Below are 26,622 nucleotides of genomic sequence, written 5' to 3'. Positions count from 1 at the left end.
GATCTAAGTCTCTGTTTTATGCATTGTCCGGACGGAAAAGCTGTTCCGCTTTTCCTGGAAATGCTCAGGGGGAGAGTGGCCGCCTTTACAGGCCGCCACCTTGATTTTGGTCAAAGCTTCCCGGTCTCAAGCCTTTTCTGTCTCAAGCCTTTTCTGCCTTAGGCGGTTGCATCGCCCTTGCTGGCTGCCAGTCTTTTTTCATGGCCGATGGTCTCGATCATGGCCGCAACCGCGTCTGCTGCCGCCTTCAGGACGCCGGCGTCGCGGGCGCGCACCACGATCTCCGTCGAAAAGCGCTGTCCGTCATATTTGGGATAGGAGCCGATGCTCGTTTCGGGATGGGCTTTCTGGATGGCTGTCAGCGGCGTGCCGATATCGCCTTCGCCATAGGGCGACCGCACCGCCTGCGACATGACCTTCGCGCCGGTGCGCAGCGTCGGCATGACATTGTCCAGCATGGCCTGAAACACCTGCGGCACGCCGGCCATGACGTAAACATTGCCGATGACGAAGCCGGGGGCGACGGAAACGGGATTGGCGATGTGGGCGGCTCCTCTCGGCATACGCGCCATACGCTTGCGCGCCTCGGTGAATTCCATCTCGCGGACGCGATACATGTCACCCAGCAGGCGCAGCGCCTCGGCATCGTGCTCGCAGGGCAGGCCGAACGCCGCAGAGACCGCATCCGCGGTGATGTCGTCATGGGTCGGGCCGATGCCGCCTGACGTGAAGACATAATCATAGCGGCCGCGCAGCGCGTTCAGCGCTTCCACGATCGCTTCCTCCTCGTCGGCGACGATGCGCACTTCCTTCAGGTCGATGCCGGACATGGTGAGGACATCCGCGAGGTGGCCGATATTCTTGTCCTTGGTGCGGCCCGAAAGCAGTTCGTCGCCAATGGCAAGCATGGCGGCGGTCACGACGGATTGGGCGGAGGAGGGATTGGACATGGTTGCACTCGTCATCTGTTTCACCCGACGTTAACGCCGCGCCAGCGCGAATGCAAAGCGGTTTTGAAGAAACGCAAAAGGGGAATTGGTTGACGATGGCTCCGGGCGTTCACTCATCGTGAACAGTGCGTATGCCAATCCCCGGCTGGCGGCAGACCGATCCGTCCGCTACCTTTTTGTCATACGTTTTTTACGGGTCAAAGCCGATTATCATTGAGTTTTTAAAGAAGCTTGTCGCCGGTTCGCCGGAAACAGTTCCAGCAAAGGAAACGAAGAGAATGACGAAGGTTCTGGTACTTTATTACTCCTCTTACGGCCATATCGAGAAAATGGCCTATGCCGTTGCCGAGGGCGTGAAGTCCACCGGCGCGGATGCCGTGGTGAAGCGCGTTCCCGAACTCGTTCCGGAAGAAGTTGCAAAGTCTTCCCATTTCAAGCTGGATCAGCCGGCTCCGGTGGCGACGGTGGACGAGCTGGCGGATTACGACGCCATCATCGTCGGCGCCGGCACGCGTTTCGGCACGGTCGCCTCGCAGATGCGCAATTTCTGGGACCAGACCGGCGGCCTGTGGTTCAGCGGCAAGCTGGTCGGCAAGGTTGGTTCAGCCTTCACATCTTCCGCCACCCAGCATGGCGGTCAGGAATCGACCATCCTCGGTTTCATCCCCACCTTCCTGCACCATGGCATGGCGGTCGTCGGTCTGCCCTATGCTTTCCAGGGCCAGATGGGCGTCGATGAAATCAAGGGCGGCTCGCCCTATGGCGCCTCCACCATCACCGATGGCGACGGCTCGCGCCAGCCTTCCGAAATCGAACTGGAAGCCGCCCGTTTCCAGGGCGCGCATGTGGCGAAACTCGCCGCCAAGCTTTCCGCCTGATTGGATGATCTGTTGAAAAAAAATGCGGCTCACAAGGCCGCATTTTTTAATACCGGAACGTCACGTCGCCGGTCGTGTCGAAGAAGAATTTTTGCCGTGGCTCAGATCGGTAGGTTGACCATGAAAAGGCAGCTTGCGACCACGAAGCCGAGCATCGAGATTTCGAGAAAACCGTTCAATCCGTCACGCATTCCGATCCTCCTCCTGTTGGGTGAAAAGAGAACGATCAGAGTTTATCGCGGTTCCATAACGAAAGAATGAAATTCAGGAAATTCCAATGTCCACTCGCCCCGTCTTCCGGCGGAGAGGATTTTGGCGCTTCACCCGGTGACGACGAAGGCCACCACGAGGTGGCCGAGAAGGCCGATCGCCAGGCAGGAGAGGAGAAAAATGAACAGGGCCTTTTTCATGTTTCCGGAAGATTCCATCTGTTGCGATCCATCCCACGTCTTATCCTGAAAAGCTGACGCCGCAGGCGGCATTTTTTAGTCGACGGCCAGCTGGTGTTCCGCCGTCAGGCCTTGATATCGAGGCCCGCTTCGATTGCGGCTGCGATGAAGGCCTTGCGCGCATCCTCGGGCTTTTTCCTGCCGGCATCGACGGCGGCGCAGATCAGCAGCGCCCTGTCCAGCGCATCGCCGTCTTCGATCGGCCAATCCTCGATCAGCGCCCAGGAGGCCGCCTGCGTGGTGTCAATGCTCGTATAGTCGCCCGGCGTTTCGAACGCGATCAGGACGGGTTTTTGCCAGCGCGTATTCATCGCCTATCCATTATGGTTGTTGCGCCCGGCTCTAAACCAAGCGGTCAGGATGCGCAATCCCGTTCCCGGCCCGTTTCGCGCCGTTGCGGTGCGGTCAGTCGTCGCGCCCGAACAACCATTCGCGGATGATGCGGCGGTCGATGAGTTCCAGCGAGCGGTCCGGCGCGATGCGGTAGGTTTCCACCGCCCGCGTGCTGGCGTCGATGCGAAATTCATGGGTGAAGGTACTGCCGATCGGCGATTTCGTCAGCTTGGTGCGCGGCTGGCCCCTGTAGATAATGCTGCCGGGAATGGGTTCGACATAGGGCGCGGGCCCGACATAGGCGGCCGGGCCGGCCGTGGTGCATCCGGTAAGCGCCAGTGTAAGCGCGATAGCGGCCGATGATACGAGCGTTTTCATCCTGTCCTCCGAAGTGCGTCCGTGAAAACGATGTCGAGGCGCGGCGGTTCCCGGAGGGCAGGGGGCCGGAGACGATTTCCCCGACTATTTGCTCTTCGGATTCTGAATGTCGCGCGCGACCCAGCGAAAGAAAAAGTAGACGAGGAGGCCGAAAATGAAAAGCGGGATGAGGTTCGCAAAACCGGACATATGATTCTCGTTTCTCCCTCCCGGTCCGGGGTCTAGCCGGAGTGAAACCGGCAAGGCAAGGGGAACGAGAACACAGTTGGTAAAATATCCGTGTGCCTGCAAAGAAGAATTCGAGAAGCGGGGGGAGGGGCGGGAGAGATCTGGCGCACTGCCAGTGATGCCAGATCTCTCCGTCTCCCGCCAGTTTCAGGGTACGGGGGACTGGCGCTAATATGACGGACAACTGCCGATAGACATAGGCCGAGAAATTACCTCGAATAAATCGCTGCTTTGGTCGATCCCGGTGAAGGCCGGCCTGCCGCGGGCCTTCAGGGGCTTTTTGCGGCGATATAATTAGCCAGGGAATTACTTTCCCGAGACGGAGCAGCCAAGGCCGCATTCCCGAACTTCCAGTGTAACCCGTTGAAACGGAAGAGGATGCCTGTCCACCGTTATGCTGCCGGCTATACAGGAAGGGGAACTTTTTGCGCGTTTTATCGTTCAAACAGGCAGGACACATGCCAATAGTGGAGGGTTACACATGCTCGGCACCATCCTCGTCATCCTGCTCATTCTTTTCCTGATCGGCGCACTGCCAAGCTGGGGTTACCATAATTATGGTTATGGCCCGTCAGGCGGTCTCGGACTGGTTCTGGTGATCGTCCTGATCCTCGTTCTGCTTGGGCGGATCTGACCGGCTGGTACAGGAAATGCAGCATTGCCCGCAACGGCGCAAACGTGCCGGATGCGGGCTTTGTTTCTTCTGAAATATAAGGCAGATACGAAAAGCTTCGGAATCTTAAGTGCTTAAGCGGCTTGCCTTAGCGGTATGCCGGTGCGATCCGAAAAAACACCACATTCGGAACGAACCCTCTTGCGCCCATAATGGATTCGTTCTAAATGCCCGCCATCGCTTGATTGATGAGCGTGTGAGGCCTCGTGGCGGAGTGGTGACGCAGAGGACTGCAAATCCTTGTACCCCGGTTCAATTCCGGGCGAGGCCTCCAAAAATTTCCACGAACGCAATGTTTTTTCGATATTTGACCCCGCTTCGCGGTCATTTGCTGTTCCGGAAATCTCCACTGTTTCGCTTTTTCCCACACATCCGGCTTAGCGCGCTTGAAAGCGTGCGCTTGGGCAATTATGAGATTATCCAAAGGCGAGGGGGAGCCCCTGCCGTTTTGAGCTTTTGGAGCCGAGGCTTCCCGACCGGCATCCGTGAAATTGAGGCGATACGATATGATGGATTTCGAAACCGCACGCGCCAATATGGTCGACAGCCAGTTGCGCACGACCGACGTGACGTCGCATTCCGTGCTGAAGGCGTTTTTGAGCGTGCCGCGCGAGGCATTCGTGCCGGCGGGCGTGCGGCAGATTGCCTATGTGGATGAGGACCTGCAGATCTGTCCCGCCCGCGATGGCCGTCCGGCCCGTTATGTCATGAAGACCTCGCCGCTGGCGAAGCTGCTGCAGCTTTCGGCCGTGTCGAAGGAGGACGTGGTGCTGGAAGTGGGCGGCGGCGCAGGTTATGCGGCCGCCATCCTTTCGCAGCTTGCCGGTTCGGTGGTTTCGCTTGAAAGCGATGAGGCGCTGGCCGCACAGGCGACCGATACGCTCGCCTCGCTCGGATATGACAATGTCGCCGTCGTAACCGGCGACCTCGAAAAGGGCTATGCGGGTGAAGCGCCCTATGACCTCATTTTCATCAACGGCTCGGTGGAGGAAGTGCCGGCGGCACTGACCGACCAGCTGCGTGACGGCGGCCGTCTGGTTGTCGTCGTCGGATATGGCGGCGCCGCGAAGGCCACCGTCTATCGCCGCGATGGCAACAGCACATCGGCCGCCACTTTCTTCAATGCTTCGGTCAAGCCGCTGCCGGGTTTTGCCAAGGCGGCCGAATTCGTTTTCTGATCGGCAAACGATCCTCTTCTTTCTGACGCCGGGGTGGAGTTTTCGCCCCGGCGTTTTTATGTTCGGTTTGCCGGCGGAGCGCTTCCTTTCGGGCCGTTCTCACAAAGCTGTGCATCATCACGAAACTTGTCGAATCAGTGATTTAGTTCCTCGCTATGCTGACCTAAACTAAGGGTGATTCGGGGTGTGCGTATTTCTGCCCTGCATGATCCTGCGACAGGGACGGCGAAATGCCCAGGCGCTTGGCCGGCCATGTTTCAGAGCATCGGTGTGACGATCGATTTCGGTTGTCGAAAACGCGATGTGAAAATTGAACAGGTCAAGGAGCGCTCATCCGGTGTCCGAGGGATGCGGCAAGGGCGTTCGAAGAGTGGAAACCGGGGATTGATATGGCTCAGCCAAGCGTAGCGCGTGAACCGTCCATGGAAGAGATTCTGGCGTCTATCCGCCGGATCATCGAAAGCAACGAGACCGGACCTGCCGGTGCGTTTTCCGGGCAGTTGCCGCCGGTCTATGACGATGAAGACGAGGCTGCGAGCGAAGCAGCCTTCGTGGCGGAGCCTATCAGCCCGCCGGCACGCGTTCCCCCCGCCGCAAACCAGGCTTTTGGCGCACGGCCTGCGCAGGATTTTTCGCCGATTTCTGAAGGGCCCATGGCTGAACGGCAGGAAAGCGCCGCCGAGAAAACCATGTCGCTTGCAGATGTCGCTGCCCGTGTACGTGCCGCCGCAGACCGTAACGCCGCCATGGGGCCGCAGGCTTTCGCCGCGCAGGCCCAGCGTGGCGTGGCCGAGACCGCGCCGTCGGCTGCTGCGCCGACCGTATCGCAGCCTTTGTCCGCGCCGTCTTCCGAACGCGCCGCACCGCAGCGCCCGACGGATGTTCGTCCGCTGATGGCGGCTGCGGCCGCCGCGAGCGTGAGCGAGCAGCCGGCATCCAGCGTAAGCGAGCAGCCGGTGTCTTTTGCCGCCGAGGATCGCGCTGCCGCTGCCGCCATCGAAAGCGCGTCTTCGGCCGAAAACCGCTTCGATCAGCTTTCTCTGCGCGGCGCCCTCGAAACGCCGCTGACAGCGGAGCGTTTCGACATAGCGGTGCTGGAGCCTGCCGTTGAGAAACAGGCATTCGATCTGGCCGAGCCACAGGCAAAAGACGAGGCGGGTGTCGAGGGCGGTCTGTCGCTCAATCTTCTTTCCGCCGCTGCCGGTGCGCAGATCGCCCGTTCGTTCAGCGAGCTTGCAGAGGTTTTCGATGGCGTCGAGCGGCGCTCGATCGAGGATATGGCCGCCGAAATGCTGCGCCCGATGCTGCAGGACTGGCTGGAAGACAATCTGCCGACGCTCGTGGAGCGTCTGGTGCGCGAGGAAATCGAGCGCGTGGCGCGCGGTTCGCGCCGTTAAGTTCCGCTCCGGCCGCATGTGCGATTGCGGCGGATGCGACGAAACAGGGGCCGCTCCGGCATCGGGGCGGCTTTTTTGTTGAAGATGAAGGTGTTATGGGGTCATATTCACCCGTGGGTCCGCTCAATGGTTGGCTCGCGGGCGGGTTTCTGTTGACTCTCTCCCGTCCATCCTTATTTAAAAAATCCACACAAGAACTCTAAAATTCAGGTCAGGAAATGCTCGAAAAGACCTACGATTCCGCATCCGTCGAACCGAAGATCGCCAAAGCCTGGGACGAGGCTAACGCTTTTCGTGCCGGCGCCAACGCCAAGCCGGGCGCGGAAACCTTCACCATCGTCATCCCGCCGCCGAATGTGACCGGCTCCCTGCATATGGGCCACGCGCTCAACAACACGCTGCAGGATATTCTGGTCCGCTTCGAGCGCATGCGCGGCAAGGACGTGTTGTGGCAGCCGGGCATGGACCATGCCGGCATCGCCACGCAGATGGTCGTCGAGCGCAAGTTGATGGAGCAGCAGCTTCCGGGCCGCCGCGATATGGGCCGTGAGGCTTTCGTGGAGAAGGTCTGGGAGTGGAAGGCCGAATCCGGCGGTCTCATTTTCAACCAGCTGAAACGCCTTGGTGCCTCCTGTGACTGGTCGCGTGAGCGCTTCACCATGGATGAGGGGCTGTCGCAGGCGGTTCTCGAAGTTTTCGTCACGCTCTACAAGCAGGGCCTGATCTATAAGGACAAGCGCCTCGTCAACTGGGACCCGAAGCTGCAGACGGCGATTTCCGACATGGAAGTCGAACAGATCGAGGTGAAGGGCAACCTTTGGCACTTCCGTTATCCGCTGGAAAAGGGTGTCACCTATCAATATCCGGTCGCTTTCGACGAGGAGGGGAAGCCCACCGAGTTCGAAACGCGCGACTATATCGTCGTCGCCACGACGCGGCCCGAAACCATGCTCGGCGATACCGGCGTTGCGGTGAACCCGAAGGATGAACGTTACAAGGGCATCATCGGCAAGCATGTCATCCTGCCGATCGTCGGCCGCAAAATCCCGATCGTCGCCGATGACTATGCTGACCCGACAGCCGGCACGGGCGCGGTTAAGATCACGCCTGCGCATGACTTCAACGATTTCGAAGTCGGCAAGCGCTGCGGCCTGCGCGCCATCAACATCATGAATATCGACGGCACCATCTCCATCAAGGAAAACGAGGATTTCCTCGAGGGTCTCAGCCATCCCGCGGCGCTGCATGGCGCATGGGATCGTCTGGAAGGGCAGGACCGCTTTACCGCCCGCAAGATCATCGTCGAAATCTTCGAGGAAGCCGGCCTGCTCGACAAGATCGAGCCGCACAAGCACGTGGTGCCGCATGGCGACCGTGGCGGTGTGCCGATTGAGCCGCGCCTGACCGACCAGTGGTGGGTGGACAACAAGACGCTGGCCCAGCCGGCGATTGCCTCCGTTCGCGAAGGCCGCACCAATTTCGTGCCGAAGAACTGGGAAAACACCTACTTCCAGTGGATGGAGAACATCCAGCCCTGGTGTATCTCGCGGCAATTGTGGTGGGGTCACCAGATCCCGGCATGGTATGGCCCGGACGGACAGGTCTTCGTTGAGAAGACCGAAGAAGAGGCGCTTCAGGCGGCCATCCAGCACTACATCGCCCATGAAGGTCCGTGGAAGGCCTGGGTCGAGGAGAAGCTTGAGAACTTCAAGCCGGGTGAAATCCTGACCCGCGACGAAGACGTGCTGGACACCTGGTTCTCGTCGGCGCTCTGGCCGTTCTCGACGCTCGGCTGGCCCGAGCAGACACCGGAACTGGCGCGCTATTATCCGACCAACGTGCTGGTGACCGGTTTCGACATTATCCCGTTCTGGGTGGTGCGGATGATGCAGATGGGTCTGCATTTCATGAAGGACGATGCCGGCAACCCGGTCGAGCCTTTCAGCACGGTCTATATCCACGCGCTGGTTCGCGACAAGAACGGCCAGAAGATGTCGAAGTCCAAGGGCAATGTCATCGATCCGCTGGAACTGATCGACGAATATGGTGCGGATGCGCTGCGTTTCACGCTTGCCATCATGGCGGCGCAGGGGCGCGACGTGAAGCTCGACCCGGCGCGTATCGCCGGTTATCGCAACTTCGGCACGAAGCTCTGGAATGCGACCCGTTTTGCCGAGATGAACGGCGTGAAGCGCGATCCGCATTTCCTTGCCGAAACCGCGTCGCTGACCATCAACCGCTGGATTCTGACCGAGCTTGCCAATACGGCGCGCGACGTGACGGCGGCGCTTGAGAACTTCCGTTTCAACGACGCCTCCGGCATTCTCTACCGTTTCGTCTGGAACCAGTTCTGCGACTGGTATCTGGAACTGCTGAAGCCTGTCTTCAGCGGCGAAGACGAAAAGGCCAAGAGGGAATCGCAGGCCTGCGCGGCCTATGTTCTGGACGAGATCTACAAGGTCCTGCATCCCTTCATGCCCTTCATGACGGAAGAGCTGTGGGCGCATACGGCGGGCGAGGGCGAGGAGCGGGATAATCTGCTTTGCCTGACCGACTGGCCGGTGCCGGAATTCCGCGACGATGCCGCGGCGGCCGAAATCAACTGGCTGATCGATCTCGTCTCCGGCATTCGCTCCGCGCGCGCCGAGATGAACGTGCCGCCGGGCGCCACCGCTTCGCTGGTGGTTGTCGGCGCCAATACCTCCACCGAAGCGCGGCTCGACCGCCACGCCGCCGCCATCCGGCGCCTGGCGCGGGCGGATGAAATCCGCGCCGCCGATGTCGCGCCGAAGGGCTCCGCGCAGATCATCGTCGGCGAGGCCACGGTTTGCCTGCCGCTCGGCAAGCTCATCGATCTGGCGGCCGAGGAAGCCCGTCTCGAAAAGGCGATCGGCAAGGTGGATGCGGAAATGGAGCGCATCGACAAGAAGCTGTCGAACGAGAAGTTCGTCGCCAATGCCGATCCGGAAGTGGTCGCCGCCGAGCGCGAGCGCAAGGCGGAGCTGGAAGTGCAGCTTGCAAGCCTGAGAACGGCGCTCACGCGGGTCAGCGAAGCGGGTTAATAGCTGCCTCCGGCTCTCTTCTGAAAACAAAACGCCCCGTTCGAAACGGGGCGTTTTTGTTTCTCTGTAACAATTCGTATCCATTGATTGCTGCACTGCAACGGCGAATCATGGGCACCCGAAAGAGCGATTATTTCACGCCTTGCCCGGCCAAAAACCTCTGAAACAGCCAAAAAATCCAACAAAAACGGCCTGATAAGCGCGTTTCCTCGGGAAACCCGTGAGTGTGGTTATTTGGCGACAATTCCTGCCTCAAGTGGGAATTTGTTTCATTTTATGTCTGATTGCTTCAATTGGATTAGAAAAATAACCTAAAATGATTATGCAAGGGGATCGACATGAAATTCTTACGTAAAAAATGGAGAAGTGTCGCAGAACTGTGCCAGAGTGCGGCAGATTGTCATTTGCTGCGAAGCGCTTCACTCTTTTGATGATCACATTGCCTTGATTGGGGAGAGAGATGGCAAAAACTGCAATTTTTCGCGGCGCGGTATGTTTCGCAGTCAGCATCGCGGCGGTAACGCCCTCACTGGCCGGCGGCCTTGAGCGCGGCGGTTACAATATCGACCTGCTGTTCGATCCGTCCGATTATGTTCTCGACAGTTCTGCAACCTTCGTCGCGCCGCAGCGCAAGGTGGAAAATGCCCGGGACAATCCGCTGAAGAGCGGCCCGCTGCCTGCGGCCTGGTCAAGGAGCGCAGATGACTCTGAAAACTTCTGGTCGACCCGGATCGGCGCCAAAGCGGCAATCGGTGACTTCGGCGACTGCATGTTCGACTATTCGCAGCCCTGGGGCGCGCATCTCAATCCCGGCATCTGGCAGGGATCGAGCTACAATATCGAAACCAAGGTCAAGTCCCACAATTACGCCACTACCTGCCGGGTGAAGTTCGATCTTGGCAAAGGCGACTTCTCGATTATAGGCGGTGGTTTCTATCAGGAACTCAGCGGTTATAAATACCGTCAGGTTCTCGGGCCGGCCGTTCTGGGCCTCAATCCGGCCTGGTCCAGCTTCAGCGGCGTTGGCAAACTTGAGATGGAAGGTGACGGCTGGGGCTGGCGCGCCGGCATGGCCTATGAGATTCCCGAGATCGCCTTCCGTGCGAGCCTCGTTTACAACAGCGCCGTCGATCACGACCTGACCGGTTTCGCCGACGTCAGGGCGATCCCGCAGACGCCGCCGTCCATTTCTCCGACGCTTGCGAAATACGGTGGCAAGCTCGTGCCGATCTACGGCTCTGTTTCCATGCCTGACAGTATCGAACTCAAGGTGCAATCTGGTATCGCGCCGGACTGGCTTGCTTTCGGTTCCGTGAAGTGGACGGACTGGAGCCAGATTCAGGTCATTCCTTTCTGCGCGGTCGGCACGTCGCCGTGCGTTCCGAGCGGAGCTGACACGCTCAACACGCTTGACCTGTTTTATCGCGACGGCTGGACGATTTCGGGTGGCGTCGGTCACAAGTTCAACGAACAGTGGAGCGGTGCTGTGAGCCTGACCTGGGATCGCGGTACGTCGACTGTCATCGGCACCCAGACCGACACCTGGACACTGGGCACGCAGATCGTCTACTCCCCGAACAAGAACATCGAGTTCAAGATTGCCGGCGCTCTCGGCCTCCTGACCTCCGGTAGCTCGTCCATCAATGGCGGACCGTGCGGGGCAGGCTTCACCTGCGGCAACGAGGCGGGCTACGACTTCGGTAACGATCTCGTCGCAGCCATCTCGACCGGTGTGAAGGTCAAGTTCTGACGTCATCCTTCCGTAGATGCTAAAATAAAGGTCCGGTTTACCAACCGGGCCTTTTTTCATGCGCGACTATGATTCCTGCTCGATAAAATTTTCTAGCCCGAAAGTTTTGTGACGATTTGGCAACACTTTTCTGCAAGCGTGGGCGCGCGTTGGAATGTGAGCATATCTGTCCATTTCCCGCCACAAACAGGGTGCTTGGCTTATGTTTAAGGGCGCGGGAATGAAAGAACATGCAGGCGTTTGATGTGGGCCTGCGGAGTTGCAGAAAGTGAAAACGGGTTTGGATTCAGCGTTTAAGCAAGTAATACGGGAATTTCGCCCGGCTTTCTTGTCTGGCGCTGACCGGCGGATGACGGAATGCCGTTATGTTGCCGGAAATTATGCCTATATCTGTCTCACTGGAAAATTAGGGCAATTGCCGCATGAGACCACCGGTGGTGCGCTGGAAAGTGCTGCCGGAAAGACGCAGTGTGTTCGAAAAATCGCGACCCGGCGGGGTTCGGCTTTGCAGTATTCCGCAAGTATTGGCTATATGCCGGGAAGAGTTGAGAGAAGTTCGCTGAAATGCTGAAATGTGAAGCCAACGTTTTAAAGCCGCTCCTTATGGGCATGTTGCTTGCGTCGCTCGCAATGCCTGCTGCGGCTTTTGACATCAATGCGGGCGTGACCAAGGAATCCGGCCCCTTCGACCTGTTCAAGTTCGGCTTCAAGGCCTACAAGAACGGCAACAAGGGCGAAGCCGTCGAGGCCTATCGCTACGCGGCTGAAAAGGGCCATACCGGCTCGCGCTGGGCGCTTGCCAATATGTATGCCTATGGCGATGGCGTCGCCAAGAACGACTTCGAAGCTTTCAAGATCTACAGCGAAATCGCCAATCAGGGCGTGGAGCCGGGTTCGGAAGATACCGGCTTTTTCGTCAACGCGCTGCTTTCCCTTGCCGATTATTACCGTCACGGCATTCCCGGCAGCCCGGTGAAGATGGACCTGTCGCAGGCCCGCCAGCTTTATTTCCAGGTTGCTTCCACCTTTGGCGTCGCTGAGGCGCAGTTCCGTCTGGCTGAAATGATTCTCGCCGGCGAGGGCGGCCGCGCCGATGTGCAGCAGGCCAAGAAGTGGCTCAACCAGGCCCGCAAGCACGGCCATGCCGGCGCCATGTCGATTTTCGGCAACCTGATCTTCCAGGAAGGCCAGACGACGCAGGGGCTGGCCTTCATGACGGCGGCGCTCGACAAGTGCACGGCGGCGGACTGTACCTGGATACAGAACCTGCAGGAGCAGGCTTTTTCGCTCGCCGGTGAGAACGATCGCCGCGCCGCCATCGCCATGGCGCAGAACATGCAGTTCAACGATCCGGATTGAGGGTGCTGATCGGGGTGGTTTTATCCACCCGCCCGGAGTGGCTCAGCCGACCGGACTGAAATCGAAATAACCGCAGACCGGCACATGGTCGGACGGTTTTTCCCAGGCTCGCACATGTTTTTCGATGCTGACGGATTGCAGCCTGTCGGCCGCTTCCGCTGACAGCATCAGATGATCGATGCGGATGCCATTGTTTTTCGGCCATGCCCCGGCCTGATAATCCCAGAAGGAATAAAGTCCTGCTTCATCCGTCGTCGCACGGGCGGCATCGGTGAAGCCCAGATTTTCCAGCTTGCGGAAGGCGGCACGGGTCTTCGGCAGGAACAATGCGTCGCCTTCCCACACGCGTGGGTCGTGGCAATCGAAGGGCTCGGGAATGACGTTGTAGTCGCCCGCAAGGATCAGCGGCTCCTCGAGCGCAAGGCGATCTTCGGCAAAATGCCGCAGCCGTTCCATCCAGGCAAGCTTATAGGGATATTTCACCGGATCGTCCGGCGGATTGCCGTTCGGCAGGTAAAGCGAGCAGACGCGGATGGCACCGCCATCGACGGAAAACACGCCTTCGATGAAGCGCGCCTGTTCATCGGCATCGTCACCCGGCAGGCCGCGATTGACCTCGTCGGGCTTGACCTTCGACAGCAGGGCGACGCCGTTGAAGCCCTTCTGGCCATGGGTCTCTACGTGATAGCCGAGCGCCTCCAGCTCCAGCCGGGGAAAACCCTCGTCGACCGATTTGATTTCCTGAAGGCAGACGATGTCGGGCGAGGAATCCTTCAGCCACTGGCACAGGTTTTCGATACGCGCCTTGACGCCATTGATGTTCCAGGTGGCAATCTTCATCGGAGTTTCCCTTTTGCGGAGGTACTTTTACCCGATGGAAAAGCGAATGCCACCGTTTTTGAAAAACGGTGGCGAGGATGTGGTGGATAGAATCGTCAGATCGAGAAGCTGGTGCCACAGCCGCAGCTTGCCACAGCGTTCGGGTTCTTGATCTGGAAGGACTGGCCGAGCAGATTGTCGACGAAGTCGATTTCTGAGCCCGCCATATAGACAACTGACAGGCTGTCGATCAGCACCTTGGCGTCGCCGCGGGCAATCACGATGTCGTCATCGGCTTTGTCTTCGGCCAGATCGAACTTGTAGGAGAAGCCCGAGCAGCCGCCGCCTTCCACCGAGACGCGCAGCGCCTGTTTGCCGGTTTCGGCCGCGACGATCTGGGCGATTCGCTTCGCCGCAGCTTCAGAAAGGGTAATGTCGCTGTTTTCCATGTCGTTTCTCCTGCCGGGGTCAAGAACCGGAGAGCAATAATCTCGTTGTCACCATTATAAACCGGTCAAATTAACGGTCTATAGCCTGTGTGAAGGCGGTCTGCGCGGCGATGATGCTTTGCGCCGACCTCTGCGATAGGTAAGAAGGGTGAATGAAAAGGTCAATGGCCGAGACCAAAAGGAAGTCCCGGCTGGAGAAGACAACAGGTGGATGCATGATCATAGACCAGCGCGCATTGGGTTTCGGAAGCGGCGAGAGGGCGGTTTTCGCCTCGGATCCATGGACCACGCGCGGGCGTCTTTTTCCCGAAACCGGAAGCCTGACGCGCTCGGAATTCCAGCGCGACCGTGACCGCATCGTCCATACGACGGCCTTTCGCCGCCTGAAGCATAAGACGCAGGTGTTCATCAGCCCTGACGGCGACCATTATCGCACGCGTCTCACCCACACCATTGAGGTGGCGCAGATCGCCCGGGCGCTCGCCCGCGCGCTGAAGCTCGATGAGGATCTGGCAGAGGGCGTGGCGCTGGTGCATGATTTCGGCCACACGCCCTTCGGCCATACCGGCGAGGATGCGCTGGATGCGGTGCTGTTGCCCTATGGCGGCTTCGATCATAACGCCCAGTCGCTGCGCATCGTCACCAAGCTGGAGCGTCGTTACGCCGAATATGACGGCATCAACCTGACCTGGGAGACGCTCGAAGGGCTGGTCAAGCACAATGGCCCGCTGGTGAATGCCAGGGGCGAGGGGATCAAGGGACCGGTTCCGCTGCCCATCCTCGAATATTGCGAGCTGCAGGATCTGGAAATCGGCAGCTATGCCAGCCTCGAGGCGCAGGTGGCGGCGATTGCCGATGACATCGCCTATAATACCCACGACATCGATGACGGGTTGCGCGCCGGTTATCTCACCTTCGAGATGCTGGAGGAAGTGCCGTTCCTCGGCGGCCTGATGGCCGAGGTGCGGGCGAAATATCCGGTCCTCGACAAGGAGCGTTTCGCCAATGAGATCATGCGTCGGCAGATCACCCATATGGTGGAAGACGTGATTGGCGTTGCGCAGCAGAATCTCGCCCGTCTGAAGCCGAAGAGTGCGGCGGATATCCGCGCTGCCGATTTCACCGTTGCGACCTTCTCGCCGGAAATGGCCGAGACCGACCGGCAGATCAAGAAACTGCTGTTCGGCCATATCTACCGGCATCCGGAAATCATGCGCATCCGCGCCGGCGCCACACAGATCGTCACCGATCTTTTCCACCGTTATATGGAAACGCCGGCGGAAATGCAGAGCCACTACTGGGTGGACAGCATTTCCGGCATGAGCGTGGCCGCAAAAGCCCGGCATGTGGGCGACTATCTGGCCGGCATGACCGACAGTTATGCACTGCGCGCCCACCAGCGGCTGTTTGACCACACCCCCGATTTGCGATAGGGCAGCGGGCGATCGCGAAGCCGACCCGGTTAAACGGCCGGATATAAACAGAAGCCCTTCGCGCAGGTTGGAACGATGAACATTTTTGCTGATTTCGATACCAGGATCAAAAACGCGCTCGAGACCCTCGACCTCGTGAAAGAGAACCGCGAAAAGGTCGATTTCAGTCGAATTACCGTCGAATCCCCGCGCGATCTGAGCCACGGCGATGTCGCAACCAATGCCGCCATGGTGCTGGCGAAGCCGCTCGGCACCAATCCGCGCGCGCTGGCCGAACTCATCGTGCCGGCTCTTCAGGCCGATGGTGATGTGGACAGCGTCAATGTCGCGGGTCCGGGCTTCATCAATCTCAAGGTTTCGGTCGGTTACTGGCAGCGTCTTCTCGCTGACATGATCGGGCAGGGCGTCGATTTCGGCCGCTCCACCATCGGTGCGGGCCAGAAGATCAACGTCGAATATGTTTCCGCCAATCCGACAGGCCCGATGCATGTCGGCCATTGCCGTGGCGCCGTCGTCGGCGACACGTTGGCGAACCTGCTCGCTTTTGCCGGTTATGGCGTCACCAAGGAATATTACATCAACGATGCCGGTTCGCAGATCGATGTGCTGGCCCGTTCGGTATTCCTGCGTTACCGCGAGGCGCTCGGCGAAGATATCGGCACCATTCCGTCCGGCCTTTATCCCGGCGACTATCTCGTTCCCGTCGGCCAGGCGCTGGCGGATGAATATGGCATCAAGCTGCGCGCCATGCCCGAGGAAAAGTGGATGCCTATCGTCAAGGACAAGGCGATCGACGCGATGATGGCGATGATCCGCGAGGATCTGGCGCTGCTCAATGTCCGGCACGACGTGTTCTTCTCGGAGCGCACGCTGCATGAGGGCAATGGCGGCCCGATCCTCTCGGCCATCAACGATCTCACCTTCAAGGGCCATGTCTACAAGGGCACCCTGCCGCCGCCGAAGGGCGAATTGCCGGAAGACTGGGAAGACCGCGAACAGACGCTGTTCCGCTCCACCGAGGTGGGCGATGACATGGACCGCGCGCTGATGAAGTCGGACGGTTCCTACACCTATTTCGCCGCCGACGTTGCTTACTTCAAAAACAAGTTCGACCGTGGTTTTTCCGAGATGATCTATGTGCTCGGCGCCGACCATGGCGGTTACGTGAAGCGGCTGGAAGCGGTTGCGCGCGCCGTCTCCGAAGGCAAGTCGAAACTGACGGTGCTTCTGTGCCAGCTCGTCAAGCTGTTCCGTGACGGCGAGCCGGTGAAGATGTCGAAACGCTCCGGCGACTTCGTCACGCTGCGCGATGTTGTCGACGAAGTGGGTCGCGATCCAGTGCGATTCATGATGCTTTATCGGAAGAATTCCGAGCCGCTGGACTTCGATTTCGCGAAAGTGACCGAACAATCTAAGGATAATCCGGTTTTTTACGTGCAATATGCGCATGCCCGTTCGATGTCGATCTTCCGGCAGGCGCAGGAAGCGTTTCCGGGGCTTTCTCCTTCGGCTGAGGAGATGGCGGCGTCCGTTGCTTTGATTAGCGATATCAATGAGTTGAAGCTGGTTGCGAAGCTTGCGGAATATCCGCGCCTGATCGAATCGGCGGCCCTTTCGCACGAGCCGCACCGGCTTGCTTTTTACCTCTACGATCTCGCCAGTTCCTTCCATGGACACTGGAACAAGGGTAAAGACCAGCCGGAATTACGTTTTATTAACGATAAAAACCGAGAATTGAGCATTGCCAGACTTGGGCTGGTGAATGCTGTCGCAAATGTTTTGAGGTCCGGCCTTACGCTTTTAGGAGCGGACGCACCTGCTGAAATGCGATAACATATCACCATTATTTGCTCACAATACGCTGGCAAGAGCTGCAATGCGTAGATGGTGGAACACGTAATGGTCGAAAAAAATGTCGCGTATAACCGGGACGCCCGGTCCGAAGGGTTCGCTGACAACGATCCTCTGGCAGAACTGGCGCGTATCGTCGGCTTCGAAGATCGTCCTTCGCATGCGGGTTCCGAGGCTCAGCCATCGGTGACCCGCCGCGAACCCGAATTCAATCTCGAAGATGAGCTTCTGAGGGAATTCGAGGTTTACGACGCACCGCACGCCGATCCGGTCGTTCTTGATCCGGCAAACGATGTCCGTGCGGGCATCCCCCCCAAAGATTTCATGCAGCGTGTCGAATCGGTTTTCGCCCGCCGCGAGCCCGAGCTTGCGCCGGCGGATGAACCCGCGCCGGTGGCCGCATCCGCACCGGAGGTGATCGAAGAGCCGCTTCCGGAAGTCGATCAGGCCTATATTCACAACTACGTCGAAACGACCACGCAGGACATTCGTGCGGATTTTCGCGACGATGCCTCCGCGGTGGCGGAAGTTTTCGATGTGCATTCGCGCCAGTCGCGTCCCGCCGAGCCGATGGTTTACCAGCCCGCCGCCCAGCAGGTGGCATGGGAAGAGCCGCAGGCCGCAGAACCCGCAGAGCCAGAATGGCACACGATGCCGGAGCTTCCGGCCGATGTTTCGAGCAACATTCACGCCGATGTTTATTCCTATGCGCCGGAGCCGCAGGCTTTCGATCTCGCCGATGAGGTGGAAATAGCTGTCGCCGAGGAGGCGCCCGCGCCGGTTTCCGTACGTCCGCCATCGCATGGCGGCCGTTCTTCGCTGGAATTTTCCAGCCTGCGGCTGCCGCTCGCCAACTTCGGCGCGCGCCGGGATGTTTCGGCCGCCGATCCGAAGCGGGTCGAGCCGCGTTCCGAGCAGCAGCCTGCCGCAGCCCGTATCGAGCCGCAGGTCGAAGCCGCGCCTGCCGTCGTGCAGGCGGAAGAGACCGCGCCGTCCTTTATGCCTCCGGTCGCCGAGACCTTTGCGCCTGCCGCAGAGCCTCTGGCGTTCGAGGCTGCCGGGAAGCCGGCAGCGAAACATCTCTCGCCGATGGACGAGCTGATTTACGACGTCGCGAAATATTCCATTCCCGGTCGCGGCGAAACACCGCTGGTGCAGGACGTTCCCGCTGCGCAGGCCGCGAAGGTAGAGCCGCCCGTGGTTGCCGCAGCGCCGGTGAAGGCAGCGCCGATTGTCGCTGCCGCGCCCGCAGCACCCGCTGAAGAACTTGATTTCACGGATTTCGCCGGCTTCAACGATGATGATTTCGAGCTTGCGCTCGACGATCTCGATCTTGATCTGGACCTGTCTGAAATTGCCGAGGCGGAAGTTGCGCCTGCGCCCGCACCGCAGCCCGTTCGTCAGCCGCCAGCCGCTCCGGTTGCCGCTGCTGCCGTTGCGCCGCAGCCGGTGAGGGAACAGCCGGCACCTCAACCGCGCCCGGCTCCCGTTGCCGCCGTGGCACCCGTTGCCGCCGTGGCACCCGTGGCCGCTGCTGCGGTTCAGCCGCGTCCGGCCGCCGCAGCACCGCAGCCAGCCGCGCCGCAGACGCTGGAAAGCCTGCCTTTCGATCCTTCGCAGATCGGCGAGACGGAAGAGCATCCGGAAAACATCATCGAGATGGACGTGCCGGAACTGCCGGTCGGGGTTTTCGAACCCAAGCCGACCGCGCGCCGCCACGAGGAAGATCTCGATATCGATACCGAGCTTGCGACGCTGTTTGCGCCTGCGGTTGCCGGCGGTCTCGACCGTCATAAGCACGCTGAAAACCGTGGCGCCGCCCAGGCGCGTCCCGCGCAGGCTCCGGAAGAGGCCGATGAATTCGAACGGGCGCTGGAAGAGGATTTCCGCCGCTCCATGCAGGAGGCTGCGGCTTCCCGTGGCAGCGCCCAGCGCGATGCCGAAAACACCTATGTCGACCATCAGGCGGCCTATCGTGAGGAAGATGAACGCGGCGGTCGCCGCTGGATCATGCCGGTTGCCGCCGCAATCGGTCTGGTGCTGATCGGTGGCGGCGTTTACGCGCTGGTCTCCGGCGGTTCGTCCAGCACCGGTTCCAATGGCGCGCCGGTCATCATCTCCGCCGATAACGATCCGATGAAGGTCGTTCCGGAAAATCCGGGCGGTCGCGTTGTGCCGAACCAGGACAAGGCGGTTTATGACCGCGTGGCCGGCGGCAGCGCTGCCGATCCGAAGCAGCCGGCACTGATTTCCAGCAACGAGCAGCCGGTGGATGTGGTTCAGCGTACGCTGATCCCCGAACAATTGCCGCTTGAAGGCGAAAACGACGCGGATATGGAAGCCGCCGGCACGCCGGTTGGTGAAACGGAAGATCCGCGCCTGCTTTCGCCGGAAGAAAAGGCCGCGCAGACCGAAGGTTCGGCTGCAACCGGCGTTTCGCCGCGCAAGGTCCGCACCATGATCGTCAAGCCTGACGGCACGCTGGTTGCCCAGGAAGTCGAGGTGCCGGCAGCCCAGCCGCCGAAGGCCGACAAGGTCGAGGAGCTTGCAGCACCGCAGACCGCAAAGCCGGGTGAGGGCGCTCCCGCCGTCATCGCCGCATCGCGGGTTCCGGTTGCGCCGGAACAGGCTCAGCCCCAGGCAAATACGCCTGCCGCCGCCGCCAAGCCGGCAGCGCAGTCGGCAGCACCGCTTCCTGCGGCGCGTCCGTCCTCGCAGCCCGCCAATGTGGTGGCAACGGTGACCAACCAGGGCAATGTCCGCCCTGCGACCGCTCCGGCGCAGCCGCAGGCCGCGCAGCAGCAGACGGCAGCCGCAACGCCTGCGGCCACCAGCACGCCGTCTGCCGGTGGCTATTACATCCAGATCGCCTCGCTGCCGAGCCAGGCGGAAGCCCAGAAGTCCTACCAGAACATGTCGGCCAAGTTCGGCTCGGTCATCGGTGGACGCGGCGTCGACATCAAGGCCGCCGAAATCGCCGGCAAGGGCACGTTCTACCGCGTCCGCATCCCGGCGGGCGACAAGAACGAAGCCGTGGCGCTGTGCGAAAAGTTCCGCTCGGCCGGCGGTAGCTGCCTCGTGGCGCGGTGATAGAGGCCAATAGGGCTTGTAAGATTGGGGTTGCCGTCTAAGGCAACCCTTCTTTGGGTGGGGAAGGGTTTTTCCCCACACGCGACGTCATCCTCGGCCTTGTGCCGAGGATCTGCAACGTTTCGCCAGCCGGTCGGTTGCAGATGCTCGGGACAGGCCCGAGCATGACGGCGGAGAGTTTGACACTCCTCCCCACGCCTTTCGGTACAAGGCCATTTCCCATTCCATTTCCTGCGAGCGTGACACCATGACCGATTGCAAAGCTATGATCCTCGGATGCAGCGGGCTTTCGCTGACTGCCGACGAGATTGCCCTTTACCGCGATGAGCAGCCGTGGGGCTTCATCCTGTTCGGGCGCAACATTGGCGAGCCGCAGCAGATTACCGATCTTGTCGCCGCCATGCGCGATGCCGTCGGGCGGCCAGATGCGCCGGTTCTTATCGATCAGGAGGGCGGGCGCGTGCAGCGTATCAAGCCGCCGATCCTGCAGGCCTATCCGAACGCCCGCATTCTCGGCGAAATCTATGAGCGCGACCGGGGGGCGGGTCTGCGCGCCGCCTGGCTGATGTCGCGCCTGCACGCGTTTGACCTGATGAAATTCGGCATCAATGTCGATTGCCTGCCGGTGCTTGATGTGCCGGTGGAAGGCGCCAGCAATGTCATCGGTAATCGCGCTTATGGCTACACGCCGACAATGGTGGCCGAGATGGGGCAGGCGGCGGCCGATGGGCTGAAGGCGGGCGGCATGCTGCCTGTCATGAAACATATGCCGGGCCATGGCCGTGGCATGGTGGATTCGCACCATGAACTGCCGGTCGTCGATGTGCCGCTCGATGAGCTGGACGCGCATGATTTCGTGCCGTTCCGGGCGCTGAACCGCGAATTGATGGCGATGAGCGCGCATCTGGTATTCAACGCCGTCGACCGCGAACGGCCGGCGACGACCTCGCCGAAGGTGATCGAGGAAATCATTCGCGGCCGGATCGGATTTGACGGCCTGCTGATGTCCGACGACAGTTCCATGAATGCGCTGAAGGGCACGCTCGGTGAAAGAGCTGCGAATATTGTTGCGGGCGGCTGCGATATAGTCTTGCATTGCAACGGTGTGATGGGTGAAATGCTTCAGGTCGTGAAGGAGGTTCCCGTTCTTTCCGGCCGTTCGCTGGAACGGGTGCAGGCCGTGGAAGCGGGTTTCCCCGTTGCGGACCCTTCCGACGAAGCGGAGCTGAGAGCCGAATTCAACGCCATGTGGGCCGTTTCCTGACAGTCGGGCGGCGGCCCGTTACTCGGGACGACAGGCCGGACGCCCGGCGGATGGAACAATGGCCGCAGACAAGTCTCGCAATTCGACACCGATGGACAAGCTCTGGCAGGATGTGACGCCGGAGCGGTTGACGGGCGAGGCCGGGCTGGTCATCGATGTCGCGGGTTTCGAAGGCCCGCTCGATTTGCTGCTGCATCTTGCCCGCACGCAGAAGGTCGATCTTTCGCGCATTTCGGTGCTGGCGCTTGCCGAACAATATCTGCAATTCGTGGAAAGCGCGCGCCGCGTGCGTATCGAGCTTGCGGCCGATTATCTCGTGATGGCGGCGTGGCTCGCCTTCCTCAAATCCAAGCTCCTCATTCCGCAGCAATCGAAGGATGACGGTCCCTCGGGCGAGGAAATGGCCGCGACGCTGGCGTTCCGGCTGAAACGCCTGGAGGCGATGCGCGAGGCGGCGGAACGCCTCGTCAACCGCGCCCAGCTCGGCCGCGATGTTTTTGCCCGTGGCGCGCCGGAGCATATTCCCCATATCAACCGCTCGGCCTATGAGGCGAACCTCTACGATCTCCTGAGCGCCTATGCCAATCTGCGGCAGCGGCAGGCGATTACCCAGGTCACGATTGAAAAGCGGCAGGTCTGGTCGCTTGTCGAGGCGCGTGAGCTTCTGACCCATCTCCTCGGCGATGTCGGAGAATGGACCGTGCTCGATCAATATCTGCTGCAATATGTGCCTGATCCCGCCATGCGGGTGACGGCGATAGCCAGCGCCTTTGCCGCTTCGCTGGAGCTGGTGCGCGAGGGCTCGCTGCAAATCCGGCAGGAGGGCGCTTTCCAGCCCATTTATATGCGTAAGGGTGGACGAGACGACCGTGCGGTGAATGCCGAAAGGACTGACAATGATGAATGACGATGAAACCGCCGAGGTCACCATCGCGGCCGACGGGGCCGAGCCCGAGCCCACGGTATTCTCCGAGCGCCAGTTGAAGGAGGCCGAGCGGATCGCCGAGGCCCTGGTCTTTGCCTCGTCCGAGCCGGTTTCCGTGGCCTTCATCGCCGAGCGCCTGCCGCGCGGCATGGATGTCGTCGCCATTCTGCAGCATCTCAAGGTTCTTTATGCGGAGCGGGGCGTCAATCTCGTGCAGGTGGGCGGGCAATGGGCCTTCCGCACCGCCGGCGATCTTTCCTTCGTCATCCGCGCCGAGGAAAAGGAGCCGAAGAAGCTGTCGCGCGCGGCGCTGGAAGTTCTGGCGATTATCGCATATCATCAACCGGTGACACGCGCCGAAATCGAGGAAATCCGCGGCGTTCAGACCTCGCGCGGCACGCTTGACGTGCTGATGGAGGCGGGCTGGGTCAGGTTCCGTGGCCGCAGGCGTACCCCCGGCAGGCCGGTGACGATCGGCACCACGGTTGAGTTTCTCGACCATTTCGGCCTTGAAGAATTGCGCGATCTGCCGGGCCTCGAGGAGCTGAAGGGGGCAGGGCTGCTTTCGGGCCGTATTCCCTCCAATTTCGGCGTTCCTCTGCCGATGATGAGCGACGAATTGCGTGAGGACGAAGACCCGATCACGCAGCTCGATCTCGAGGAACTGGGCCTGCTTTCGCCGGGCGGCGGTGATGGCGACGACTGATATCGCCATCCTGTTGGCGGGGCCACGAAAACTTTATGCGCACTCGCTGTTGAAGCGACGATTTGTCGTTTGAAAAAGCCTTTCAAACGTCTTACATCGTCTGAAAGCGAAATTCAGGAGTTTCAGTTATGGGTTCTTTTAGTGTGTGGCATTGGCTCATCGTGCTGGTGATCGTTCTCGTCCTATTCGGACGCGGCAAGATCCCGGAATTGATGGGCGATGTCGCAAAGGGCATCAAGAGCTTCAAGAAGGGCATGGCTGACGAAGACCAGACGCCGCCGCCGGCCGATGCCAACACGAAGACCGTCGACCACAAGGCTGACGAGATCAAGTAAGCGGCCTGTCGCCGCTTGGTGTGGGACTGGCGCTAGAGCGCCGTGCGTTCTTTCGGACGCACAAGAACGCTCTACCACTTGTATGTTGCGCATCGTTCCGGTCGAAAATCGATTCCGATTTTTGGGGCCGATGCGCTAGGGTCTCGGGAGCATATTGATGTTAGATATCGGCTGGAGCGAGCTTCTGGTGATTGCGGTCGTGTTGATCGTGGTCGTCGGGCCGAAGGACTTGCCGCCCATGATCCGCGCTTTCGGCAAGACGATGGCCGGCCTTCGCAAGATGGCGGGGGATTTCCGCACCCAGTTCGATGAAGCCCTCAAAGAGGCCGACATGGACGATGTGCGCCAGACCATCTCCGATGTCCGCAATCTCAACCCCACCAATTCGCTGCGCGATGCGATGAACCCGCTTCGCCAGCTTGGCAATGAGATCAAGTCCGATCTGCAGAAGGCGACCACCCCGCCGGACGGCCTGTCTTCCACCCAAGCGCCCGTCACAAGCGAGCCGGTTGCGCCGCTGGTGAGCGTGCCCGAGCCGGAGATGAAGCTGCCGGATGCGCCGCCTGTTGTCGCCGCATCCGCCGCGCCGGTGGCCGCAGCCGTCGCTGCGGAGGAGAAGCCGAGGCGCGCGCGGGCGAAATCGATTGCGACCGTGGAGGCCGAAGCGGTTGCCGCCAAGCCCAAACGCGCCGCCCGCAGCAAGGCCGCAGCGGCGACGCCCGAAACCGCCCCGGTTACGAAAACCGCCGCGAAAACCAGTGAGCCTGCCGTTTCGAAGCCCGCTGTTTCCAATCCCACCGTGAAGGCCGTCGCCAAAAAGGCTGCGGTCAGGAAGTCTGCCGCAGACAAGGCGGTTGTGGCCGAGACCAAGCCGGCGAAAACGGTAAAAACCAAGGCCGCAAAGCCCAAAAAGGATGAAGCATGAGCGGGGATATCGAGGACAAGCCGCAGCCGCTTATCGAGCATCTCATGGAGTTGCGCACGCGGCTGATCTGGGCGCTCGGCGCGTTCTTCGTCGCCTTCATCGCCTGTTTCGCCGTTGCCAAGCACCTGTTCAACCTGCTCGTCATTCCTTACAAATGGGCGGTTCTCTGGGCGGGCCTCGACGTCACGAAATCGTCGCTGATCTATACCGCGCCGCAGGAATTCTTCTTCACGCAGATCAAGGTCGCCATGTTCGGCGCGATGGTGATTTCGTTTCCGGTGGTCGCCTCGCAGCTCTATAAATTCGTGGCGCCCGGGCTCTACAAGAACGAACGGGCAGCCTTCCTGCCGTTCCTCATCGCGTCGCCGATCCTTTTCCTCATCGGTGCGGCGCTCGTCTATTTCTTCTTCACGCCCATGGTCATGTGGTTCTTCCTCGCCATGCAGCAACTGCCCGAGGACGGCGAGGTGGCGATTTCGCTGATGCCGAAGGTGTCGGAATATCTCAGCCTCATCATGACGCTGGTTCTCTCCTTCGGTCTGGTGTTCCAGTTGCCTGTCGTCACCACGCTTCTGGCGCGCGTTGGCCTCTTGACCAGCGACTGGCTGCGGGAAAAGCGCAAGTTTGCGATCGTCCTCGCCTTCGTGGTCGCCGCCGTGCTGACGCCGCCGGATCCCATGTCCCAGATCGGTCTTGCGCTGCCTGCGATCATTCTCTACGAGATTTCCATCTACATGGCTCGACTCGTGGAGAGGAAACGTGCGGCAGAATCCGCAAGCACGGAGCTGGAGGAGACCTGACATTCTTGAAGGTCTCGCCGCTCACGACATTTCCTCGCGCCGGGCTCATGCCCGGCGTTTTGCTGTAAAACGCGACGATGCAACAACGGTCTGGAACGACGATGCACGACATTAAATGGATACGCGAAAACCCCGAAGCTTTCGATGCGGCGCTTGCACGCCGAGGTGCTGAGCCCGCCGCCAGCGGCCTGATCGCGCTCGATGAAAAGCGCCGTTCCGTCATCCAGTCCCTGCAGGACATGCAGTCGCGCCGCAACGCCGCCTCCAAGGAAATCGGCGCCGCCATGGCGCAGAAGAACATGGAGCTTGCCGAAAAGCTTAAAGCCGAAGTCGCCGATCTCAAGGAAAACATGCCGCGCGCGGAGGAGGAGGACCGTCAGGTCACCGCCGAGCTCAACGATGCCCTGTCGCGTCTGCCCAACATGCCCTTTGACGACGTGCCCGACGGCAATGACGAGCATGACAATGTGGTGGCCCGTGTGGTCGGCCAGAAGCCCGGCTGGAACCACGAGGCCAGGGAACACTTCGATATCGGCGAAGCGCTCGGCTATATGGATTTCGAGCGCGCCGCCAAGCTTTCCGGTGCACGTTTTACCGTGCTGACCAGCCAGCTCGCGCGTCTGGAACGGGCGCTCGGCCAGTTCATGATAGACCTGCACACGGGCGAACACGGTTATACCGAGGTGTCCTCGCCGTTGATGGTGCGCGACGAGGCGATGTTCGGCACCGGCCAATTGCCGAAATTCACCGAAGACCTGTTCAGGACCACGGATGGCCGCTGGCTGATCCCGACAGCGGAAGTGACGCTGACCAATCTCGTCTCCGGCGAAATTCTCGACCAGGAAAAGCTGCCGCTGCGCTTCACGGCGCTGACGCCGTCCTTCCGTTCGGAAGCGGGCTCGGCCGGTCGCGACACGCGCGGCATGCTGCGCCAGCACCAGTTCTGGAAGTGCGAGCTCGTCTCCATTACCGATGCGGAAAGCGCCGTTGCCGAACATGAGCGCATGACGGCCTGCGCCGAGGAAGTGCTGAAGCGCCTTGGCCTGCATTTCCGCACCATGACGCTCTGCACCGGCGATATGGGCTTCAGCGCCCGCAAGACCTACGATCTGGAAGTGTGGCTGCCCGGGCAGAACACCTATCGCGAAATTTCGTCCTGCTCGGTCTGCGGCGATTTCCAGGCGCGGCGCATGAATGCGCGTTATCGCGGCAAGGACGACAAGGCGACGAAGTTCGTGCACACGCTGAACGGCTCCGGCACGGCTGTCGGCCGCTGCCTGATCGCGGTTCTCGAAAATTATCTGAACGAGGACGGTTCCGTCACAATTCCAGACGTGCTGCTGCCCTATATGGGCGGTCTGAAGCGCATCGAGAAAGCGGCCTGATTGTT

23 protein-coding genes and 1 tRNA gene are annotated in these 26,622 nt (G+C 60.3%); 19 read left to right on the top strand and 5 right to left on the bottom strand.

Features of this window, described 5'->3' with window-relative positions; all coding sequences use genetic code 11:
* Positions 1 to 158: 158 nt before the first annotated feature.
* Positions 159 to 950: a competence/damage-inducible protein A gene (locus BTE54_RS16010; RefSeq protein ID WP_003523372.1), complete on the bottom strand. Its 792-nt coding sequence runs from the start codon at positions 948 to 950 to the stop codon at positions 159 to 161.
* Between the two features lie 278 nt (positions 951 to 1,228).
* On the opposite strand from BTE54_RS16010, the gene wrbA reads away from it, so the two are divergent.
* On the top strand, positions 1,229 to 1,828 hold the full coding sequence (gene wrbA, locus BTE54_RS16005; RefSeq protein ID WP_078053127.1) for an NAD(P)H:quinone oxidoreductase type IV: 600 nt from the start codon (positions 1,229 to 1,231) through the stop codon (positions 1,826 to 1,828).
* A gap of 514 nt (positions 1,829 to 2,342) precedes the next feature.
* On the opposite strand, the gene BTE54_RS16000 is transcribed toward wrbA, so the two are convergent.
* Both BTE54_RS16000 and BTE54_RS15995 read right to left on the bottom strand, forming a co-directional pair.
* Positions 2,343 to 2,588: a DUF982 domain-containing protein gene (locus tag BTE54_RS16000; RefSeq protein WP_065656008.1), complete on the bottom strand. Its 246-nt coding sequence runs from the start codon at positions 2,586 to 2,588 to the stop codon at positions 2,343 to 2,345.
* Positions 2,589 to 2,682: 94 nt separating this feature from the next.
* Positions 2,683 to 2,988: a hypothetical protein gene (locus BTE54_RS15995; RefSeq protein WP_065656007.1), complete on the bottom strand. Its 306-nt coding sequence runs from the start codon at positions 2,986 to 2,988 to the stop codon at positions 2,683 to 2,685.
* A 709-nt stretch (positions 2,989 to 3,697) separates the two neighbouring features.
* Here BTE54_RS15995 and BTE54_RS15985 point away from each other — a divergent pair.
* The 8 genes from BTE54_RS15985 (at position 3,698) to exoR (ending at position 12,635) form a co-directional block, all read left to right on the top strand.
* On the top strand, positions 3,698 to 3,850 hold the full coding sequence (locus tag BTE54_RS15985) for a DUF3309 family protein (RefSeq protein WP_003495626.1): 153 nt from the start codon (positions 3,698 to 3,700) through the stop codon (positions 3,848 to 3,850).
* Between the two features lie 239 nt (positions 3,851 to 4,089).
* A tRNA-Cys gene (locus tag BTE54_RS15980) sits at positions 4,090 to 4,163 on the top strand.
* 232 nt (positions 4,164 to 4,395) lie between these two features.
* Positions 4,396 to 5,067 (top strand): protein-L-isoaspartate O-methyltransferase, encoded by a 672-nt coding sequence (locus BTE54_RS15975; protein WP_078053089.1) that lies wholly within the window; start codon positions 4,396 to 4,398, stop codon positions 5,065 to 5,067.
* A 389-nt stretch (positions 5,068 to 5,456) separates the two neighbouring features.
* The gene (gene popZ / locus BTE54_RS15970) at positions 5,457 to 6,464 is read left to right on the top strand and encodes a cell division protein PopZ (protein WP_078053088.1); all 1,008 of its coding nucleotides are present in this window, start codon (positions 5,457 to 5,459) and stop codon (positions 6,462 to 6,464) included.
* 218 nt (positions 6,465 to 6,682) lie between these two features.
* Positions 6,683 to 9,526 carry a valine--tRNA ligase gene (locus BTE54_RS15965; RefSeq protein ID WP_078053087.1) on the top strand — a complete coding sequence of 948 codons (2,844 nt, stop codon included), beginning with the start codon at positions 6,683 to 6,685 and terminating at the stop codon, positions 9,524 to 9,526.
* A 460-nt stretch (positions 9,527 to 9,986) separates the two neighbouring features.
* On the top strand, positions 9,987 to 11,276 hold the full coding sequence (locus BTE54_RS15960) for an OmpP1/FadL family transporter (protein WP_065656003.1): 1,290 nt from the start codon (positions 9,987 to 9,989) through the stop codon (positions 11,274 to 11,276).
* Between the two features lie 268 nt (positions 11,277 to 11,544).
* Complete coding sequence (locus BTE54_RS15955) at positions 11,545 to 11,847, top strand: hypothetical protein (RefSeq protein ID WP_245316613.1); 303 nt, start codon at positions 11,545 to 11,547, stop codon at positions 11,845 to 11,847.
* The gene (exoR, locus tag BTE54_RS15950) at positions 11,841 to 12,635 is read left to right on the top strand and encodes an exopolysaccharide production regulator ExoR (RefSeq protein ID WP_003509731.1); all 795 of its coding nucleotides are present in this window, start codon (positions 11,841 to 11,843) and stop codon (positions 12,633 to 12,635) included. The genes BTE54_RS15955 and exoR overlap by 7 nt, the downstream gene beginning before the upstream one ends.
* Positions 12,636 to 12,677: 42 nt before the next feature.
* Here the strand turns inward: exoR and xth are convergent, their stop codons facing one another.
* Positions 12,678 to 13,475, bottom strand: coding sequence for an exodeoxyribonuclease III (gene xth, locus BTE54_RS15945; RefSeq protein ID WP_078053086.1), 798 nt, complete (start codon positions 13,473 to 13,475; stop codon positions 12,678 to 12,680).
* Positions 13,476 to 13,570: 95 nt separating this feature from the next.
* Positions 13,571 to 13,903: an iron-sulfur cluster insertion protein ErpA gene (erpA, locus tag BTE54_RS15940; protein WP_065656001.1), complete on the bottom strand. Its 333-nt coding sequence runs from the start codon at positions 13,901 to 13,903 to the stop codon at positions 13,571 to 13,573.
* Positions 13,904 to 14,118: 215 nt separating this feature from the next.
* Between erpA and BTE54_RS15935 the strand changes: the two genes are divergently transcribed.
* From BTE54_RS15935 to serS, 10 genes are all read left to right on the top strand, one after another.
* Complete coding sequence (locus BTE54_RS15935) at positions 14,119 to 15,336, top strand: deoxyguanosinetriphosphate triphosphohydrolase (RefSeq protein ID WP_078053126.1); 1,218 nt, start codon at positions 14,119 to 14,121, stop codon at positions 15,334 to 15,336.
* A 75-nt stretch (positions 15,337 to 15,411) separates the two neighbouring features.
* Entirely contained in the window at positions 15,412 to 17,169 is a 1,758-nt protein-coding gene (argS, locus tag BTE54_RS15930; protein ID WP_078053085.1) for an arginine--tRNA ligase, read from the top strand.
* 66 nt (positions 17,170 to 17,235) lie between these two features.
* A complete protein-coding gene (locus BTE54_RS15925) occupies positions 17,236 to 20,277 on the top strand; it encodes an SPOR domain-containing protein (protein ID WP_078053084.1) in 3,042 nt (1,013 codons plus the stop codon).
* A 247-nt stretch (positions 20,278 to 20,524) separates the two neighbouring features.
* Positions 20,525 to 21,541: a beta-N-acetylhexosaminidase gene (gene nagZ / locus BTE54_RS15920; RefSeq protein WP_065655997.1), complete on the top strand. Its 1,017-nt coding sequence runs from the start codon at positions 20,525 to 20,527 to the stop codon at positions 21,539 to 21,541.
* A gap of 58 nt (positions 21,542 to 21,599) precedes the next feature.
* Positions 21,600 to 22,448: a ScpA family protein gene (locus BTE54_RS15915; RefSeq protein ID WP_003522723.1), complete on the top strand. Its 849-nt coding sequence runs from the start codon at positions 21,600 to 21,602 to the stop codon at positions 22,446 to 22,448.
* On the top strand, positions 22,438 to 23,172 hold the full coding sequence (scpB, locus tag BTE54_RS15910) for an SMC-Scp complex subunit ScpB (protein ID WP_143240728.1): 735 nt from the start codon (positions 22,438 to 22,440) through the stop codon (positions 23,170 to 23,172). Before BTE54_RS15915 ends, scpB begins: the two co-directional genes overlap by 11 nt.
* Positions 23,173 to 23,300: 128 nt before the next feature.
* On the top strand, positions 23,301 to 23,507 hold the full coding sequence (locus tag BTE54_RS15905; RefSeq protein WP_003509722.1) for a twin-arginine translocase TatA/TatE family subunit: 207 nt from the start codon (positions 23,301 to 23,303) through the stop codon (positions 23,505 to 23,507).
* A 157-nt stretch (positions 23,508 to 23,664) separates the two neighbouring features.
* Entirely contained in the window at positions 23,665 to 24,432 is a 768-nt protein-coding gene (gene tatB, locus BTE54_RS15900; RefSeq protein WP_078053083.1) for a Sec-independent protein translocase protein TatB, read from the top strand.
* Positions 24,429 to 25,232 (top strand): twin-arginine translocase subunit TatC, encoded by an 804-nt coding sequence (gene tatC, locus BTE54_RS15895; RefSeq protein WP_065655994.1) that lies wholly within the window; start codon positions 24,429 to 24,431, stop codon positions 25,230 to 25,232. Before tatB ends, tatC begins: the two co-directional genes overlap by 4 nt.
* A 101-nt stretch (positions 25,233 to 25,333) precedes the next feature.
* Positions 25,334 to 26,617 (top strand): serine--tRNA ligase, encoded by a 1,284-nt coding sequence (serS, locus tag BTE54_RS15890; protein WP_078053082.1) that lies wholly within the window; start codon positions 25,334 to 25,336, stop codon positions 26,615 to 26,617.
* Positions 26,618 to 26,622 lie beyond the last annotated feature (5 nt).

The organism is Agrobacterium sp. YIC 4121, from assembly GCF_002008205.1.
In the GTDB taxonomy this organism is placed as follows: Bacteria; Pseudomonadota; Alphaproteobacteria; order Rhizobiales; family Rhizobiaceae; genus Agrobacterium; species Agrobacterium leguminum.
Note: the sequence above shows the minus strand (reverse complement) of the source record. Positions and strands in the feature narration are given on the sequence as shown.

What these genes read in the sequence shown, in the direction of transcription:
- BTE54_RS15960 (WP_065656003.1), top strand. Translation starts at nt 9,987, where the DNA reads ATGGCAAAAACTGCAATTTTTCGCGGCGCGGTATGTTTCGCAGTCAGC.
- erpA (WP_065656001.1), bottom strand. Translation starts at nt 13,903, where the DNA reads ATGGAAAACAGCGACATTACCCTTTCTGAAGCTGCGGCGAAGCGAATC.
- BTE54_RS15935 (WP_078053126.1), top strand. Translation starts at nt 14,119, where the DNA reads ATGATCATAGACCAGCGCGCATTGGGTTTCGGAAGCGGCGAGAGGGCG.
- exoR (WP_003509731.1), top strand. Translation starts at nt 11,841, where the DNA reads ATGCTGAAATGTGAAGCCAACGTTTTAAAGCCGCTCCTTATGGGCATG.
- BTE54_RS15905 (WP_003509722.1), top strand. Translation starts at nt 23,301, where the DNA reads ATGGGTTCTTTTAGTGTGTGGCATTGGCTCATCGTGCTGGTGATCGTT.
- xth (WP_078053086.1), bottom strand. Translation starts at nt 13,475, where the DNA reads ATGAAGATTGCCACCTGGAACATCAATGGCGTCAAGGCGCGTATCGAA.
- BTE54_RS15925 (WP_078053084.1), top strand. Translation starts at nt 17,236, where the DNA reads ATGGTCGAAAAAAATGTCGCGTATAACCGGGACGCCCGGTCCGAAGGG.
- BTE54_RS16010 (WP_003523372.1), bottom strand. Translation starts at nt 950, where the DNA reads ATGTCCAATCCCTCCTCCGCCCAATCCGTCGTGACCGCCGCCATGCTT.
- popZ (WP_078053088.1), top strand. Translation starts at nt 5,457, where the DNA reads ATGGCTCAGCCAAGCGTAGCGCGTGAACCGTCCATGGAAGAGATTCTG.
- argS (WP_078053085.1), top strand. Translation starts at nt 15,412, where the DNA reads ATGAACATTTTTGCTGATTTCGATACCAGGATCAAAAACGCGCTCGAG.
- BTE54_RS15985 (WP_003495626.1), top strand. Translation starts at nt 3,698, where the DNA reads ATGCTCGGCACCATCCTCGTCATCCTGCTCATTCTTTTCCTGATCGGC.
- nagZ (WP_065655997.1), top strand. Translation starts at nt 20,525, where the DNA reads ATGACCGATTGCAAAGCTATGATCCTCGGATGCAGCGGGCTTTCGCTG.
- scpB (WP_143240728.1), top strand. Translation starts at nt 22,438, where the DNA reads ATGATGAATGACGATGAAACCGCCGAGGTCACCATCGCGGCCGACGGG.
- tatB (WP_078053083.1), top strand. Translation starts at nt 23,665, where the DNA reads ATGTTAGATATCGGCTGGAGCGAGCTTCTGGTGATTGCGGTCGTGTTG.
- BTE54_RS15975 (WP_078053089.1), top strand. Translation starts at nt 4,396, where the DNA reads ATGATGGATTTCGAAACCGCACGCGCCAATATGGTCGACAGCCAGTTG.
- BTE54_RS15915 (WP_003522723.1), top strand. Translation starts at nt 21,600, where the DNA reads ATGGCCGCAGACAAGTCTCGCAATTCGACACCGATGGACAAGCTCTGG.
- BTE54_RS15995 (WP_065656007.1), bottom strand. Translation starts at nt 2,988, where the DNA reads ATGAAAACGCTCGTATCATCGGCCGCTATCGCGCTTACACTGGCGCTT.
- serS (WP_078053082.1), top strand. Translation starts at nt 25,334, where the DNA reads ATGCACGACATTAAATGGATACGCGAAAACCCCGAAGCTTTCGATGCG.
- wrbA (WP_078053127.1), top strand. Translation starts at nt 1,229, where the DNA reads ATGACGAAGGTTCTGGTACTTTATTACTCCTCTTACGGCCATATCGAG.
- tatC (WP_065655994.1), top strand. Translation starts at nt 24,429, where the DNA reads ATGAGCGGGGATATCGAGGACAAGCCGCAGCCGCTTATCGAGCATCTC.
- BTE54_RS15965 (WP_078053087.1), top strand. Translation starts at nt 6,683, where the DNA reads ATGCTCGAAAAGACCTACGATTCCGCATCCGTCGAACCGAAGATCGCC.
- BTE54_RS16000 (WP_065656008.1), bottom strand. Translation starts at nt 2,588, where the DNA reads ATGAATACGCGCTGGCAAAAACCCGTCCTGATCGCGTTCGAAACGCCG.